General features: G+C 62.5%; 12 protein-coding genes. 1 reads left to right on the top strand and 11 read right to left on the bottom strand.

All coding sequences use genetic code 11. From position 1 onward, the window contains the following. Positions 1-105: 105 nt before the first annotated feature. The 5 genes from lpxC to Tal182_RS15725 form a co-directional block, all read right to left on the bottom strand. Positions 106-1,062, bottom strand: coding sequence for a UDP-3-O-acyl-N-acetylglucosamine deacetylase (lpxC, locus tag Tal182_RS15705; protein WP_064810819.1), 957 nt, complete (start codon positions 1,060-1,062; stop codon positions 106-108). A 265-nt stretch (positions 1,063-1,327) separates the two neighbouring features. Continuing rightward, complete coding sequence (ftsZ, locus tag Tal182_RS15710; RefSeq protein WP_085860033.1) at positions 1,328-3,055, bottom strand: cell division protein FtsZ; 1,728 nt, start codon at positions 3,053-3,055, stop codon at positions 1,328-1,330. A gap of 56 nt (positions 3,056-3,111) precedes the next feature. After that, positions 3,112-4,443: a cell division protein FtsA gene (gene ftsA / locus Tal182_RS15715; protein ID WP_064803798.1), complete on the bottom strand. Its 1,332-nt coding sequence runs from the start codon at positions 4,441-4,443 to the stop codon at positions 3,112-3,114. Continuing rightward, the gene (locus tag Tal182_RS15720) at positions 4,440-5,372 is read right to left on the bottom strand and encodes a cell division protein FtsQ/DivIB (RefSeq protein WP_085860034.1); all 933 of its coding nucleotides are present in this window, start codon (positions 5,370-5,372) and stop codon (positions 4,440-4,442) included. Before Tal182_RS15720 ends, ftsA begins: the two co-directional genes overlap by 4 nt. Next, a complete protein-coding gene (locus Tal182_RS15725) occupies positions 5,360-6,286 on the bottom strand; it encodes a D-alanine--D-alanine ligase (RefSeq protein WP_085860035.1) in 927 nt (308 codons plus the stop codon). The genes Tal182_RS15720 and Tal182_RS15725 overlap by 13 nt, the downstream gene beginning before the upstream one ends. Before the next feature lie 437 nt (positions 6,287-6,723). Here Tal182_RS15725 and Tal182_RS15730 point away from each other — a divergent pair, with 437 nt between their 5' ends. Continuing rightward, positions 6,724-7,653, top strand: a complete 930-nt coding sequence (locus tag Tal182_RS15730) for an SDR family oxidoreductase (protein WP_085860036.1) — start codon at positions 6,724-6,726, stop codon at positions 7,651-7,653. Between the two features lies 1 nt (position 7,654). Here the strand turns inward: Tal182_RS15730 and murB are convergent, their stop codons facing one another. The 6 genes from murB to mraY are packed head-to-tail and all read right to left on the bottom strand — an operon-like array spanning position 7,655 to position 14,845. Next, complete coding sequence (gene murB, locus Tal182_RS15735) at positions 7,655-8,629, bottom strand: UDP-N-acetylmuramate dehydrogenase (protein ID WP_064810823.1); 975 nt, start codon at positions 8,627-8,629, stop codon at positions 7,655-7,657. Next, positions 8,626-10,041, bottom strand: a complete 1,416-nt coding sequence (murC, locus tag Tal182_RS15740; RefSeq protein WP_064803806.1) for a UDP-N-acetylmuramate--L-alanine ligase — start codon at positions 10,039-10,041, stop codon at positions 8,626-8,628. The genes murB and murC overlap by 4 nt, the downstream gene beginning before the upstream one ends. Beyond that, positions 10,038-11,162, bottom strand: coding sequence for an undecaprenyldiphospho-muramoylpentapeptide beta-N-acetylglucosaminyltransferase (murG, locus tag Tal182_RS15745; protein ID WP_085860037.1), 1,125 nt, complete (start codon positions 11,160-11,162; stop codon positions 10,038-10,040). The genes murC and murG overlap by 4 nt, the downstream gene beginning before the upstream one ends. Before the next feature lie 6 nt (positions 11,163-11,168). Then, complete coding sequence (gene ftsW / locus Tal182_RS15750; protein WP_064803810.1) at positions 11,169-12,323, bottom strand: putative lipid II flippase FtsW; 1,155 nt, start codon at positions 12,321-12,323, stop codon at positions 11,169-11,171. 1 nt (position 12,324) lies between these two features. Next, positions 12,325-13,737, bottom strand: coding sequence for a UDP-N-acetylmuramoyl-L-alanine--D-glutamate ligase (gene murD / locus Tal182_RS15755; protein ID WP_085860038.1), 1,413 nt, complete (start codon positions 13,735-13,737; stop codon positions 12,325-12,327). Between the two features lie 7 nt (positions 13,738-13,744). Beyond that, positions 13,745-14,845: a phospho-N-acetylmuramoyl-pentapeptide-transferase gene (gene mraY, locus Tal182_RS15760; protein WP_011426095.1), complete on the bottom strand. Its 1,101-nt coding sequence runs from the start codon at positions 14,843-14,845 to the stop codon at positions 13,745-13,747. Between the last annotated feature and the right edge of the window lie 18 nt (positions 14,846-14,863).

A 14,863-nucleotide genomic window follows, 5' to 3' on the forward strand; every position in this document is an offset into this window, starting at 1 on the left:
GCAGCTAAGCAACTGCGAGAAAACGCCTATCACCACAGACTCGGGCCGACATAAAAAAACCGCCTCCGGGAAAGAGGCGGCCTGGTCTTGAGAATATGCTGGAGGTCATGCCGACCAGGGAGCGAATTCCGAAGCGCTGACGGCGATCAGTTCACGAGCGGCAACGCGCTGGCGCGGCGTCGAGGTCTCGACCACCTCGTAGGCAGAGGGATCGGCGAGCAGCGCCTTCAAAGCATTGGCATTCATCTTGTGGCCGCCACGATAGGATCGGTAGCAACCGATGAACTGGACGCCGGCGAGCGACAGGTCGCCTACGGCATCAAGCGTCTTGTGACGGACAAACTCGTCCTTGGCGTATCGCAGGCCTTCGACATTGATGACCGTATTGTCGTCCGAGATGACGACGGAATTTTCAAGCGAGGAACCGAGTGCATGTCCCGATGCCCAGAGACGCTCGACATCACGCATGAAGCCGAAGGTGCGGGCGCGGGAAAGTTCGGACTTGAAGACGGCGGCGTTTATGTCGCCGGCCCACTTCTGCCGGCCGATCAGCGGGCATTCGAAATCGATTTCGACTTCGAAGCGCGTGCCGTCATAGGGACGGAATTCGCTCCAGGAGCCGCCATGCTCGATCCGCACCGGCTTGGTGATGCGGATATAGCGACGCTTGACGCCGAGCGAGACGAGACCGGCCTGCTCGATCGCTTCGACGAAGGGCAGCGAGCTGCCGTCCATGATCGGCATTTCTGCGCCCTGCACCTCGATAATGACATTGTCGAGGCCGAGCGCATAGACGGCGGCCATGACATGTTCGATCGTCGCGACTGAATGCGTGGGTGAGAAGCCGAGCACCGTGCAGAGGTCTGTATTGCCGACCTGCGAGGAGACGGCCTTCAGTTCGGTGATGTCACCATTATCATGCAGACGCTGGAAAACGACGCCGGTGTCCGCTTCGGCCGGGTTCAGGGTGATCGAGACGTTCGCACCAGAATGAACGCCGATGCCCGAGAGCGTCACGGGGCGCGATACCGTCGTTTGAAAACCCAGCAAGCCAATAGCCATAAAATCTGCCTTTATTTTTCCGCTCCAGCGGTTGGTGCCACGGCGCGGTTATCATTCCTTCTGCGGAAAGAGTCTCGTCCAGACGACTTCCAGCGCAGTTTTCTTGCGCCATATTTACGTGCGCCGGCGCTGCAATCCAAATCACTGTTTCTTTCGTTTTGTTACGAAGTCACACAATTGATATCGCTCAGGAATTCCCGGCCGAAAAACAACAATGCCCGGGACCTGGATCCCGGGCATGAACGGTGCCGAAGCACCCGATATTTCAGTTCGACTGGCGGCGCAGGAATGCCGGAATTTCCAGCTGATCGTCTTCCTGCATCATGCGAGCCTGCGGAACCGCGCGACCCTGATCGTCGAGATTGCCGCGGCGCGGCGCATAGAGGCTTGCCTCCGGCGACAACGGACGGCGCTGCTGTGACGCGGCCGGCGGTGCGGCGGTCATGTCGGCGGCAACGGCGTCATCGTCGCGGCGGCCAAGCGAATTGGTGATTCGCTTGAGCAGGCCCATTGGGCCGCGCTCTTCCTGCTGATGCGCCGAAGCCGGCTGCGTGCGGTGGTCGAGTTCAGCCTGGACGACCGGCGGGAAATCCTCGACCTTCGGCATACGCACCGGTTCAGCCGCCTGCCGGATAATCGGCTCCTGTCGGATCGGCTGCTGCTGGATGGGCTGCTGGACGGGCTGGCTCATCACCGGCTGGCTCATTACCGGCGCCGGAGCCTGCTGTTGCACCTGCGGACGGATCGCCGGAGCTTCCGGTGCAGGCGCGAAGATCTTGCTCTGCGGACGGAAGACTTCCTGCTGCGCAGCAGGCTGCTGGACAGGGGCGCTAGCACGCGGGGCCGGAATTTCGAGCTCACGTTCCACCTCGGCTTGGCGGATGGTCTGCGCGATCGGATCGGCGGCCTTCGGTGCCTGCATCACCGGGGCAGGCTGAACTGCGGCCGCTGCCGGAGCAACAGCCGCGGAGGGACGGATAGCGGGCTTGGCGGCCGGCTGGAAGTTGCGCTCGGCGGCTTCGCTGATCGCCCGGTCGATACCGGTCGCGACGACCGAGACGCGGATGATGCCTTCGAGCGATTCGTCGAAAGTGGCGCCGAGGATGATGTTGGCGTCCGGATCGACTTCTTCGCGGATGCGGGTCGCAGCTTCGTCGACTTCGAAGAGGGTGAGGTCGCGACCGCCGGTGATGGAGATCAGCAGGCCCTGGGCACCCTTCATCGAGGTTTCATCGAGCAGCGGGTTGGCGATTGCCGCTTCGGCTGCCTGCAGTGCACGGCCGGAGCCGGAGGCTTCGCCGGTGCCCATCATCGCACGGCCCATTTCGCGCATCACCGAGCGGACGTCGGCGAAGTCGAGGTTGATGAGGCCTTCCTTCACCATCAGGTCGGTGATGCAGGCGACGCCCGAATAGAGAACCTGGTCGGCCATGGCGAAAGCGTCGGCGAAGGTCGTCTTGTCGTTGGCGATGCGGAAGAGGTTCTGGTTCGGAATGACGATCAGCGTGTCGACAGACTTCTGCAGTTCCTGGATGCCCATCTCGGCGAGACGCATGCGGCGGCCGCCTTCGAAATGGAACGGCTTGGTGACGACGCCGACCGTCAGGATGCCCTTGTTGCGGGCGGCCTGCGCGACGACAGGAGCAGCACCCGTACCGGTGCCGCCGCCCATGCCGGCGGTGACGAAGCACATATGCGTGCCGTTCAGGTGATCGATGATCTCGTCGATGCACTCTTCGGCGGCCGCGCGGCCGACTTCCGGCTGCGAACCGGCGCCGAGGCCTTCGGTGACGTTGGCGCCGAGCTGAATGATGCGCTCGGCCTTCGTCATCGTCAGCGCCTGCGCATCCGTGTTGGCAACGACGAAGTCGACGCCCTGGAGGCCTGCGGTGATCATGTTGTTGACGGCGTTGCCGCCGCCGCCGCCGACGCCGAACACGGTGATGCGCGGCTTCAGCTCGGTGATGTCAGGCTTTTGCAGCTTGATGGTCATGGTACCTGTTCCTTCTCTCTCTGGCCGCATCGCCACGCCGGCCAATTACGCAAATTTCAGAAGCTTTCCTTCAACCACTGGCCCATGCGGGCGATGCGGCTGTTATTTCCCCCAAGCGACATGAGCAGACCGCTCTGTGACGCATGTGTCTCCATGTCCGCGACCTGCGGATAGATCATCAGGCCGACGGCCGTCGAAAAGGCCGGGCCCTTGGCCGCCGTCGGCAGTCCCGAGACGCCCATCGGCCGGCCGATGCGGACGTTGCGGGCCAGAATGCGCCGCGCCACCTCGGCAAGGCCGGTCAGCTGGCTCGCGCCTCCCGTCAGCACGACGCGTTTTCCGACGATCGGGCTGAAGCCGGAACGCTGGATCCGGTCGCGGATCAATTCCATCGTCTCCTCGATCCGGGCCGATACGATGCGCGAAACCAGCGCCCGCGGCACCTGAGACGGCTGGTCGCGATCGTCCTCGCCGATCGGCGGGATCGAGATCAGCTCGCGCTCGTCGGAGGAATTCAAGAGTGCGGAGGCATGCACGACCTTCAGCCGCTCTGCATCCTCGATGCGGGTCGAAAGGCCGCGCGCGAGGTCGGTGGTGACATGATGGCCGCCGAGGCCGACGGCATCGGTATGAACGAGCTTGCCTTCGGCAAAGACCGAAATCGTCGTCGTGCCGCCGCCCATGTCGATCGCCGCGCAGCCGAGCTCGACCTCGTCGTCGACGAGAGCGGCAAGACCGGATGCATAAGGCGTCGCGACAATGCCTTCGACCGACAGATGCGCGCGGTTGACGCTAAGCTCGAGATTCTTCAGCGCCGAGCGCTCCGCGGTCACGACATGCATGTCGACGCCGAGCGCATCGCCGTACATTGCCAGAGGATCGCGAATGCCGCGCTCGCCGTCGAGCGAGAAGCCGGTCGCCAGCGAATGCAGCACCGAGCGGTCCTGGCGCAGCGATTGCTGGCAGGCCGCCGACAGCACTTTCTTGAGGTCGTTAAGCTCGACTTCCTGGCCGCCGAGATCGATCGTCGCGGTGTAGATATCGCTGCCGAGGCGGCCGGCCGTCAGGTTGACGATCAGGCTTTCGACGGTCAGCCCCGCCATACGCTCCGCCGCATCGACGGCAAGACGGATGACGCCTTCCAGCGCATCGAGATCGGCGATGACGCCGGTCTTGATGCCGCGAGAGCGCTGATGACCGATGCCGATGATCTCGATATTGTGCGTGCGGCCCGGCAGGATCTGGCTTTCCTCGCGCGGCGTCAGCCGGCCGATCATGCAGACGACCTTGGTCGAGCCGATGTCGAGCACCGAAACGACATGCGACCGCTTCGACGAAAGCGGCTTCAGGCGCGGCAATCCAAAATGGGATGAACCGAACAAGCTCATATATTCTGCCCCGCCTTCTTCAATTCCTTGGTACGCTCCGTTACCGCCGCCTGCCGGCGGACTGCCGCGTCCGGCGTCAGCTGGATCGCGGTCCTGTCGGGCAATCTCAGATCCACCGCGGCGATATCCCGCTCCAGGAGCTGATGTTCCTTATCGAACTTCGAAAGCGTCGCCAGCGCCTGATCGATGCCGTCTTCCGGCAGCTTGACGATGACGCCGTTATCCATGTGCAAATCCCAGCGACGGCCTGATATCCATACGTAAGCCTTCACGCGGGCCTTCACGTCGGGCCACTTCGAGAAGGCGTCGCCGAGGGAAGCCGCCGCGGTCTCGGCGTCGCGGCCGACGACGAGCGGCAGCGACGAAAACTTGTTGTCGCGAAGCGGCGCAATGACGCTGCCGTTCTTCTCGATCAGCGAAAGCTCCTGCCCGTGCTGCCAGATCGCATAGGCCTCACGCTCCTTGAGCTTCACTTCGATTGTCCTCGGATAGACCTTTCGAACCTCGACATTCTCGACCCAGGGAAGATGCGCGATCTTCCGGCGGGCCGCATCGACGTCGAGCGCCACCAGTGAGGTCGTGCCATCAAGGCCGATCAGTTGCAGGATCTCGATTTCGGAGGTTTCCGAATTGCCGGAGACTTTCACATCCTCGATCGCAAAACCTGCGGCCGTCGTCGTAGCCTGCGCAACGGCTTCGGTGTGACCGCCGAGTGACATGCCGTAGAGGCCGGTCGCAGCCAGGAAGGCAAGCGCCGACACCGTCCCGGTATGGGCCGGAATGTAGATGCGGCCGCTGCCGAGACTGATCAGGAAACGAGTGACGCGGCGCAGCGGACGCGGCAACACGAACCGCTCTTCGGCTTCCACGATCGGAAGCACGGCATGATGGCTGGGGCGCCCTATCCTCTTGACCGTCAACGCAAACAAGACGCGTCCTCCACCATCCACCGGAGAAACTCACCAAAGGAATAGCCGGCATGACCGGCCATTTCGGGCACGAGCGAGGTAGGAGTCATGCCTGGCTGGGTATTGACCTCCAGCCAGATGATTTCGCCGTCTTCGGAGAAACGATCGTCGTAACGAAAGTCGGACCGACTGACGCCGCGACAACCGATTGCCTGATGCGCCCTTAGGGCCAATGTTTGTATTTTTTGGTAAATATTCGGTGAAATTTTCGCCGGGATGACGTGTTTTGAACCTCCCGCCGCATACTTGGAATCGTAATCATAAAAATTGTGTCCCTGCGGCACCACCTCGGTGACACCGAGCGCAGTTTCGCCCATGACGCCGCAGGTGAGCTCGCGGCCGTAGACATAGCGTTCGACCAGCACCTCTTCGCCATAGCGCCATTCGGGCGAGCTGACGACCTGGGGCGGATGCGCCTGATCTTCGGTGACGATCACGACGCCGAAACTCGAGCCCTCGCGCACAGGCTTCACCACATAAGGCGGCTTTATCGGATGTATCGAAGGAAAGGCGAAACGGTTGATGACCTGCGATTCGGCGACGGGGATGCCGGCCGCGGCAGCGACACGCTTCGCCTTGTCCTTATCCATTGCCAGCGCCGAGGCAAGCACACCTGAATGCGTGTACGGGATCTCCAGATATTCCAGGATGCCCTGGATGGTCCCGTCCTCACCGAACGGCCCATGAAGCGCATTGAAGACAACATCAGGCCTCAATGCGGCAAGCTTTTCGGAAACATCGCGGGCGACATCGATCGTGGTTACCTTGAAGCCTTCGGCTTCGAGGGCCTCTGCGCAAGCCTTTCCCGAGGAAAGGCTGACAGGCCTTTCCGAGGAAAATCCGCCCATCAGGACAGCGACATGCTTGCGACTCATCAACACCCCCAAAAATAACTTCCACTTTTGAAATCGACGCTTGCGCGAAGCTGTCTGCGTCGTTTCGCGCCTTTGTCAGGCCTCACATGCATTAGAGCATCATTATGGTTAATGAAGTGTTTACTTTCGTTAACTCCTGGCACGGAACTTCGCGGCCTTTTAACTTTTGCTCATTGTGCGACCAATCCCTCGCCGCCCGAAAATGAACCTGCGCGGGAGTGAAAATGCTCATACGTTCAATCACATACCCAATCGCGCTCACCCGTGATGGAATCGGCCACAGAATCGGGTGTCATCTCTCCGCCGGATACCGGCAACAGTGAGGCGGCGGCCGGCGCTCGAATTGATTAATGCCGAGAGCATCGGTCACCGCTTTTCTATTGATGCCGATACCACTTCCGGTTAGCGAAGGCGCATGGGTGAGCAGGGAGAAGATCATGCGATGCCTCGTCACCGGCGCCGCCGGCTTCGTCGGTAGTCCGCTCGTCAAACGGCTGCACGCAGAGAAGACTTGCGAGCTCGTGGCCACCACGAGATCCCAGACCTCTGCCTTTCCGCCGGATGTAATGCATTTTCCGATTGAAATAACCGACGGAACCGATTGGACGCCAGCGCTTGAAGGCGTCGACGTCATCATCCATCTCGCCGCCCGCGTTCACATCATGGACGACCGCGCGGCCGATCCGCTAGCGGAATTCCGCCGGGTCAACACCGCCGCCGCGCTCAATCTCGCCGAACAGGCTGCTAAGGCGGGCGTGAAGCGATTCGTCTTCGTCAGCACCATCAAGGTCAACGGAGAAGAGACCGACCGGCCGTTCCGGCACGACGACAGACCGAAGCCGATTGATCCCTACGGCATTTCGAAGCTGGAATGCGAAATTGGCCTGCGCGAAATCGCAACGCGCACCGGCATGGAAGTCGTCATCATCCGGCCGCCGCTGGTCTATGGCCCCGGCGCACGCGGCAACTTCGCGCTGCTCACCAATCTTGTCCGCAAGAAACTGCCGCTCCCCTTCGCTTCGCTGAAGAACCGCCGCACACTGGTCGCGGTGCAAAATCTCGTCGACCTGATCATCACCTGCGCGACACATCCCGCCGCTGCAGGCGAGACCTTCCTTGCCGGAGATGGTGAAGACCTCTCAACGCCTGAGCTCATCAGGGGAATTGCCGCGGGACTGGGGGTCAAGCCGATGCTGGTCCCCTTCCCGCCTGCACTGCTGCACATGGCGGCGAAGGCAGCCGGAAAGGAAGCCGTCTACCAGCGCCTTTGCGGTTCGCTGCAGGTCGACATATCCCGGGCGCGCGAGGTTCTGGGCTGGTCGCCCGTCGTCACCCCGCGCGAAGGCCTCAAACAGGCAGTCGAATAGTTTATTCGCTCGTCACGCCCTGGAACGGGCGCACTTCCCGGCCGGGCATGAAGACGCCGAGGCGCTTAATTTCCCATTCGAGCTTGATGCCGTCTTTCTCGAAGACCTCACGGCGCACCTGCTCGCCGAGATATTCGAGATCGTAGCCGGTCGCCTGCCCCATATTGATCATGAAATTGCAGTGAAGCGACGACATCTGCGCGCCGCCGATCACGAGGCCGCGGCAGCCTGCCTCGTCGATCAGCTTCCAGGCCGAATGACCCGGCGGATTCTTGAAGGTCGAGCCGCCGGTCTTTTCGCGAACTGGCTGCACCGTCTCGCGGTGATTGCGCACAGCGTCCATTTCGGCGCGGATCTGGGCGCGATCTTCCGGATAGCCCTCGAACAGCACCGAGGTGAAGATCAGATCGGCGGGCGCCTTTGAATGCCGGTAGGAATAACCCATCTCCGCATTGGAAAGCACATGCTTGTTGCCCTTGCGGTCGACGGCGTTGACCTCGATCAGCCGCTCACGCGTCTCCACGCCATTCGCGCCGGCATTCATGCGCGCCGCGCCGCCGATACCGCCCGGTATGCCATAGAAGAAATGGAAGCCGCCGATGCCATTGTCCATCGCCATTGCCGCGACATGCTTGTCGGGGCAGATGGCGCCGGCGAGGATGCGATTTTCGCCGGCAAGCTCGACGAAGCCGAAGCCCTTGGCCGATAGGCGTAGCACCACGCCCGGAATGCCGCCGTCGCGCACCAGAATGTTGGAGCCGACACCGACCACCGTCAGCGGCACCTCTTCGGGCAATATCTTCAGGAAGGCAATGAGATCGTCGACGTCATGCGGCTGGAACATCAGTTCGGCCAGACCGCCGGCCCTGAACCAGGTGACGCGGTCCATGGGGGCATCCGGCGTGATACGGCCGCGGATATCCTTTACACCATCCCCGAGAGACGCGAGAAGCTTTTCCCCATTCACCTGTTTCATGCGGACTTTCCCGATAGGCCTTCCAATTGCTTGGGCAGTGCTGCTGCCCATGATGTGATGCTCCCAGCCCCCAACAGAACCACGAAATCACCAGGCTTTGCAACCTCCGCAACCATTTGCGGCAGAAGCTCCGCCGAAGCGAGGAAGCGGGCGTCGCGATGGCCGCCGGATTTGATGCGCGAGACGAGCGACATGGAATCGACCCCTTCGATCGCATCCTCGCCTGCCGCATAGACGGGCGCCAGAAAAATACTGTCGGCATCGTTGAAGCAGGCGGCGAATTCCTCGAACAGGCTCGCGAGTCGGGTGTAACGGTGGGGCTGATGGACGGCGATGATGCGCCCCTTGCAGGCCTCGCGGGCCGCCTTCAGCACCGCCTTGATTTCGACCGGATGGTGGCCGTAATCGTCGAAGATCTGCACGCCGTTCCATTCGCCGGTCAGCGTGAAGCGACGCTTGACGCCGCCGAAGGAGGCAAGCCCCTTGGCGATATCTTCATTCGATATGCCAAGCCGGTTGGCGACTGCGATCGCCGCCGTGGCGTTGGAAATATTGTGGCGACCGGGCATCGGCATGACCAGTCCCTTGAGCTCGCTCCTCTGGCCGGTGCGACGGCGGCGGATCTCGACGTCGAAGATCGAGCGCGTGCCGTCGATGCGCACATTCTTGAAGCGCACGTCGGCCTGCGGGTTCTCGCCATAGGTGATGATCTTGCGGTCCTCGATGCGGCCGACCAGCGACTGCACCTCGGGGTGATCGAGGCACATGACGCCGAAGCCGTAGAACGGCACATTCTCGACGAACTGCCGGAAGGCGGCGCGCACGGCGTCGAAACTGCCGTAATGGTCGAGATGTTCGGGATCGATATTGGTTATGACGGCGACATCGGCGGGCAGCTTCAGGAAGGTGCCGTCGGATTCGTCGGCCTCGACCACCATCCACTCGCCCTCGCCCATGCGGGCGTTGGTGCCGTAGGCGTTGATGATGCCGCCGTTGATGACGGTCGGATCGAGCCCGCCGGCTTCGAGCAGGGTTGCGACCAGCGAAGTGGTCGTCGTTTTGCCATGGGTGCCGCCGATGGCGATCGCATTGCGGAAGCGCATCAGCTCGGCGAGCATCTCGGCGCGGCGCACCACCGGCAGCAGCTTTTCGCGCGCGGCGATGAGTTCCGGGTTGCTCTTCTTGATCGCCGTCGAAACGACGACGACTTCGGCATCACCGAGATTTTCGGCGCGATGGCCGACGGAGACCTCAATGCCTTTATCGCGCAGTCGCTGCACATTGGCGCCGTCCGATTGATCCGATCCCTGCACCTTGTGACCGAGATTGTGCAGCACCTCGGCGATACCGCTCATGCCGATACCGCCAATGCCGATGAAATGGACGAGACCGATCGCCTTCGGCAGTTTCATGCGCGTGTCCTCTTGAATTCTGAGACTGTCTTGCCGGCGGCAATAGCCTCAACCATGTCGGCAAGCAAGTTCGCCGCATCCGGTTTCCCGGCGAGCTTGGCCGCCGCCGCCATGTGCGAAAGCTTGTCCGGATCGTTCATCACATGGCTCAGTATAGAGGCGATGCGTTCAGGCGAAAGCTCCGACTGAGGGATCACCTTCGCCCCGCCGGTCGCAGCCAGTGCGGCGGCGTTCGCCGCCTGATCATGGTCGAGCGCATGCGGATAGGGCACCAGAATGGCCGGGCGTCCGATGACGGAGATTTCCGAAACAGTGGAAGCACCGGAGCGGCAGATCACCAGATGTGCCTGGGCAAGACGCTCCGCCATGTCGTTGAAAAATGGCGCTATATCGGCTCCCATCTCCAGCTTGGCGACGCAGCCGCTGACCATCTCCATATCCTCAGGGCGCACCTGCTGCGTCACCCTGAGCCGCGCGCGCAGGCCGTCCTCGAGCAGGCTGATCGCCGTCGGCATGGACTTGGAAAAATACTGCGCGCCCTGGCTGCCGCCGAAGACGACGAGATTGAAGGGCTCGCCGGGATGCGAAGGCAGGTAAGGCCGCTCGGCTGCGGCAAGGATCGCCGGTCGCACAGGATTGCCTGTTGCAACTGTCTTGTCAGAAAAAGCATCCCCGCTTTCTGATAGAAAGCCGCCGGCAATCGCCTTGACGCGCGGAGCCAGCGCCTTGTTGGCCCGGCCCATGACCGCATTCTGCTCATGCAGCATCGAGGCGACGCCGAGCCGCGTGGCGGCCAGCAGCGGCGGCACGGTGGGGTAACCGCCGAAGCCGACGACAATCACCGGCTTCAGCCGCTGGATCAGCCTTTTGGCCGCTCGCATGCCGCTCCATAGCGTCCACAGCGAGCGGGCGACGGCGACCGGGTTCTTCGAGCCGATCGTCGCCGACGGCACGACATGGATCTGCTCGGCCGGGAACTTGCCGGCATAACGCTCGGCCCGACTGTCAGTCACCAGGTGCACCGAATAGCCGCGCTCCTTCAGCTTGAAGGCCAGCGCCTCCGCCGGGAACACGTGGCCGCCGGTCCCTCCGGCGGCAAGCAGCACGATGCCTTTGCTCATGACCTCTTACTCCGCGGGCATGCCGTGCGGGACGCGGAAGAGGCTCCGGTCCTGCGCACGTTTTTCCGGGCGGTGGCGCGTCAGCGCGAGAATAAAGCCCGCGGTAACGCAGATCGCCACCATGGAAGAACCGCCGTAGGAAATCAGCGGCAGCGTCATGCCCTTTGCCGGCAGCAACTCAAGATTGACGCCGATATTGATGATTGACTGGATGCCCATCTGCAGCACCAGGCCCGCGACGGCAAAGCGATTGAAATCATTGCGCTCGCGATAGGCATGCGAGAGGCCGCGCAGCACCAGCACGGAAAACAGCGCGACGAGCGCCATGCAGAAGACGATGCCGAATTCCTCGGCCGCGACCGAGAAGATGAAGTCGGTATGCGCATCCGGGATGATACGCTTGACGATGCCTTCTCCCGGTCCCTGACCGAACCAGCTGCCGCGGATAATCGCCTCACGGGCGGTGTCGATCTGGAACGTGTCGCCCTCGCCGGTCATGAACTTGTCTATGCGCAGCGCAACGTGCGGAAAGACGTAATAGGCACTGAGCAGGCCGCCGGCGCCGCCAATGCCGAGCAGCATGATCCAGATCCACGGCATGCCGGCCATGAAGAACATGCCCCCCCAGACGGCGGTCGTCAGGATGGTCTGGCCGAGGTCGGGCTGCGCGACGAGAAGGGCCGCAACGATGCCGAAGAGGATAATGGCAAAGAGATTACCGGGGATTTCCGGCTGGCGCGCATGCTCGGCAAATAGCCAGGCGCAGACGACGACGAAGGCAGGTTTCATGAATTCCGACGGCTGAATGGAAAGGCCGGCGATCCAGATCCAGCGCCTGCCACCCTTGACCTCCTGGCCGACGAACAGCACCAGCACCATCATGGCGAGCGAAATGATCAGGAGCAGGATCGCGGTTCGCCGCACCTGGCGCGGCGTCAGGAACGATAGCCCGAGCATGACGGCGATCGACGGAATCATGAAGGCGGCATGGCGCTTGACGAAGTGAAAAGGCTCGAGCCCGATGCGCTCGGCAACCGCCGGAGATGCCGCAAACGACAGCATGAAGCCGATGCCCATCAAGAAGATGAACATCGCCAGGAAGAAGCGGTCGATGGTCCAGAACCAATCGGCCAGAGGCCCACGTTCCGCGCGGCTTACCATGTCATTTCTCTCCTGTTGCCGGTCCGATCAGCATCGTCATTCCGTCAAGGGCGGCCACGTGGCTGACGAAGGCATCACCCCTGACTTCGAAGTTCTTATACTGGTCGAAGCTTGCGCAAGCCGGGGATAACATCACGGCGGAAGAAGCAGCTTCGTCGCGCTCCGCATCGGCCGCCGCATGCGCGACTGCGCGCTCCAGCGTGCCGGAGATCTCGTAGGGCACGGCCTCGCCGAGCGTGGCGGCGAACTCCGCGGCTGCCTCGCCGATCAGATAGGCCTTGGCGATACGTGGGAAATAGGGCGCGAGCGTCGAGATGCCGCCTGATTTCGGCAAGCCGCCGGCGATCCAGTAGATGCGATCATAGCTCGACAGCGCCGGCGCTGCCGCCTCGGCATTCGTCGCCTTGGAATCGTTGACGAAGACGACGCGGCCTCGTTTGCCCACAGGCTGCATGCGGTGCTTGAGGCCGGGAAAGGAGGCAAGGCCGGTGCGAATATCGTCGGCGGACACGCCGACGGCAAGGCAGGCGGCGACCGCCGCCGCCGCGTTCTGCGCATTGTGGCTGCCGCGCAGCGTCTGGATGCCGTCGAGATCGGCAAAGGGCAGCATGGCGCCGCCGCCGGCCTGAACGAGCCTGGTGCCCTCGGCATAAATGCCTGATGCCACCGCGTTACGGCGCGAGATGCGGACCACCTTGACACCTGCCCGCTCGATCCGGTCGGCGATTAGCGCCGAATGGCTGTCATCGATGCCGACGATCGCGACATCGCTGCCGGCGACCAGCCGCTCCTTGACGTCGGCGTAGTGCTGCATCGTGCCGTGGCGATCGAGATGATCGGGCGTCAGGTTGAGCAGGATGCCGGCGGAAGGGTTCAGCGTCGGCGCCAGATCGACCTGATAGGAAGAGCATTCGACGACGAAATAGCGCCCCGCCTTCGGCGGATCGAGCGTCAGCACCGCCGTGCCGATATTGCCGCCGAGCTGGGTGTCGTAGCCTGCGGATTTCAGGATGTGGGCGATCAGCGCCGTCGTCGTCGACTTGCCGTTGGTGCCGGTGATAGCGATGAAGGGGCAATCCGGCGCATGAGCGCGGCGCTCGCGCACGAAGAGCTCGACGTCGCCGACAATATCGACGCCGGCCGCCCGCGCCAGGTCGACAGTCCAGTGCGGCTTCGGATGGGTGAGCGGCACGCCGGGCGACAGGACGAACAGCGCATGCTGGCTCCAGTCGATGCCGTGCAGGTCCTCCGTCCGGATGCCTTCCGCCGAAGCCTTGGCGACGCTGTCGGGATTGTCGTCCCACGCGGTCACCTCGGCGCCGCCCGCGACCAGCGCGCGGGCAGTGGCAAAACCGGAACCGCCGAGCCCGAAGAGCGCGACCTTCCTGTCCTTGAGCGTCGTGACCGGAATCATCGCCGCCTCACCGGAGCTTCAGCGTCGAAAGGCCGAGCAGGGCAAGGCCGACGGCGATGATCCAGAAGCGGATCACCACCTGGCTCTCGGTCCAGCCCTTCTTCTCGAAATGATGATGGATCGGCGCCATTAGGAAGACGCGCCGGCCGGTCATCTTGAAGAAGCCGACCTGGATGATGACCGACAGCGTCTCCATGACGAACAGGCCTCCGATGATCGCCATGACGATCTCATGCTTGGTGGCGACGGCAACGGTGCCGATCGTGCCGCCGAGCGCCAGCGACCCGGTATCGCCCATGAAGATGGCGGCGGGCGGCGCGTTGAACCAGAGGAAGCCGAGGCCGGCGCCGATGACGGCGCCGAGCACGACGGCAAGCTCACCGGTGCCGGGCACGAAATTGATCTGCAGATAGTTCGCAAACACCACATTGCCGGCGAGATAGGCGATGACGCCGAAGGAGGCGGCCGCGATCATAACAGGCACGATGGCAAGCCCGTCGAGGCCATCGGTCAGATTGACGGCATTGCCGGCGCCGACGATGACGAAGCCGCCGAAGACGACGAACATGATGCCGAGATTGATCAGGAAGTCCTTGAAGAAGGGAAAGGCGATCGAGGAGCCGAAGGTCGAGCCGGCGGTCCCCGAGGCAAGGGCGGTGCGCATCATGAAGTAGACGGCGATGCCGGCGATGACGAATTCGATGCCGAGGCGCGCCTTGCCGGAGAAGCCCTTGTGGCTCTGCTTGGTCACCTTGAGATAATCGTCATAGAAGCCGATTGCGCCGAAGCCCAGCGTCACCAGCAAGGTGGCGACGACATAGACGTTGGAAAGATCGGCCCAGAGCAGCGACGCCCCGACGATGCCGGCCAGGATCATCAGCCCGCCCATGGTCGGCGTGCCGGCCTTCTTGAAATGCGTCTGCGGCCCGTCCGCGCGGATCGGTTGGCCCTTGCCCTGCCGGATGCGCAGCGAATTGATGATCGTCGGCCCGAACAGGAAGACGATCAATGCGGAGGTGAAGAGAGCGGCCCCTGTGCGGAAAGTGATATATCTGAACAGATTCAGAAACTTGAAATATTCCGACAGTTCGACAAGCCAGATCAGCATTCAGGGCCCCTTGTTTAC

The organism is Rhizobium sp. TAL182 (assembly GCF_002117725.1).
GTDB lineage: Bacteria > Pseudomonadota > Alphaproteobacteria > Rhizobiales > Rhizobiaceae > Rhizobium > Rhizobium esperanzae.

Excerpts from the sequence above, each read along its gene's own strand:
- lpxC (WP_064810819.1), bottom strand. The coding sequence starts at position 1,062 with ATGGCTATTGGCTTGCTGGGTTTTCAAACGACGGTATCGCGCCCCGTG.
- ftsZ (WP_085860033.1), bottom strand. The coding sequence starts at position 3,055 with ATGACCATCAAGCTGCAAAAGCCTGACATCACCGAGCTGAAGCCGCGC.
- ftsA (WP_064803798.1), bottom strand. The coding sequence starts at position 4,443 with ATGAGCTTGTTCGGTTCATCCCATTTTGGATTGCCGCGCCTGAAGCCG.
- Tal182_RS15725 (WP_085860035.1), bottom strand. The coding sequence starts at position 6,286 with ATGAGTCGCAAGCATGTCGCTGTCCTGATGGGCGGATTTTCCTCGGAA.
- Tal182_RS15730 (WP_085860036.1), top strand. The coding sequence starts at position 6,724 with ATGCGATGCCTCGTCACCGGCGCCGCCGGCTTCGTCGGTAGTCCGCTC.
- murB (WP_064810823.1), bottom strand. The coding sequence starts at position 8,629 with ATGAAACAGGTGAATGGGGAAAAGCTTCTCGCGTCTCTCGGGGATGGT.
- murC (WP_064803806.1), bottom strand. The coding sequence starts at position 10,041 with ATGAAACTGCCGAAGGCGATCGGTCTCGTCCATTTCATCGGCATTGGC.
- murG (WP_085860037.1), bottom strand. The coding sequence starts at position 11,162 with ATGAGCAAAGGCATCGTGCTGCTTGCCGCCGGAGGGACCGGCGGCCAC.
- ftsW (WP_064803810.1), bottom strand. The coding sequence starts at position 12,323 with ATGGTAAGCCGCGCGGAACGTGGGCCTCTGGCCGATTGGTTCTGGACC.
- murD (WP_085860038.1), bottom strand. The coding sequence starts at position 13,737 with ATGATTCCGGTCACGACGCTCAAGGACAGGAAGGTCGCGCTCTTCGGG.
- mraY (WP_011426095.1), bottom strand. The coding sequence starts at position 14,845 with ATGCTGATCTGGCTTGTCGAACTGTCGGAATATTTCAAGTTTCTGAAT.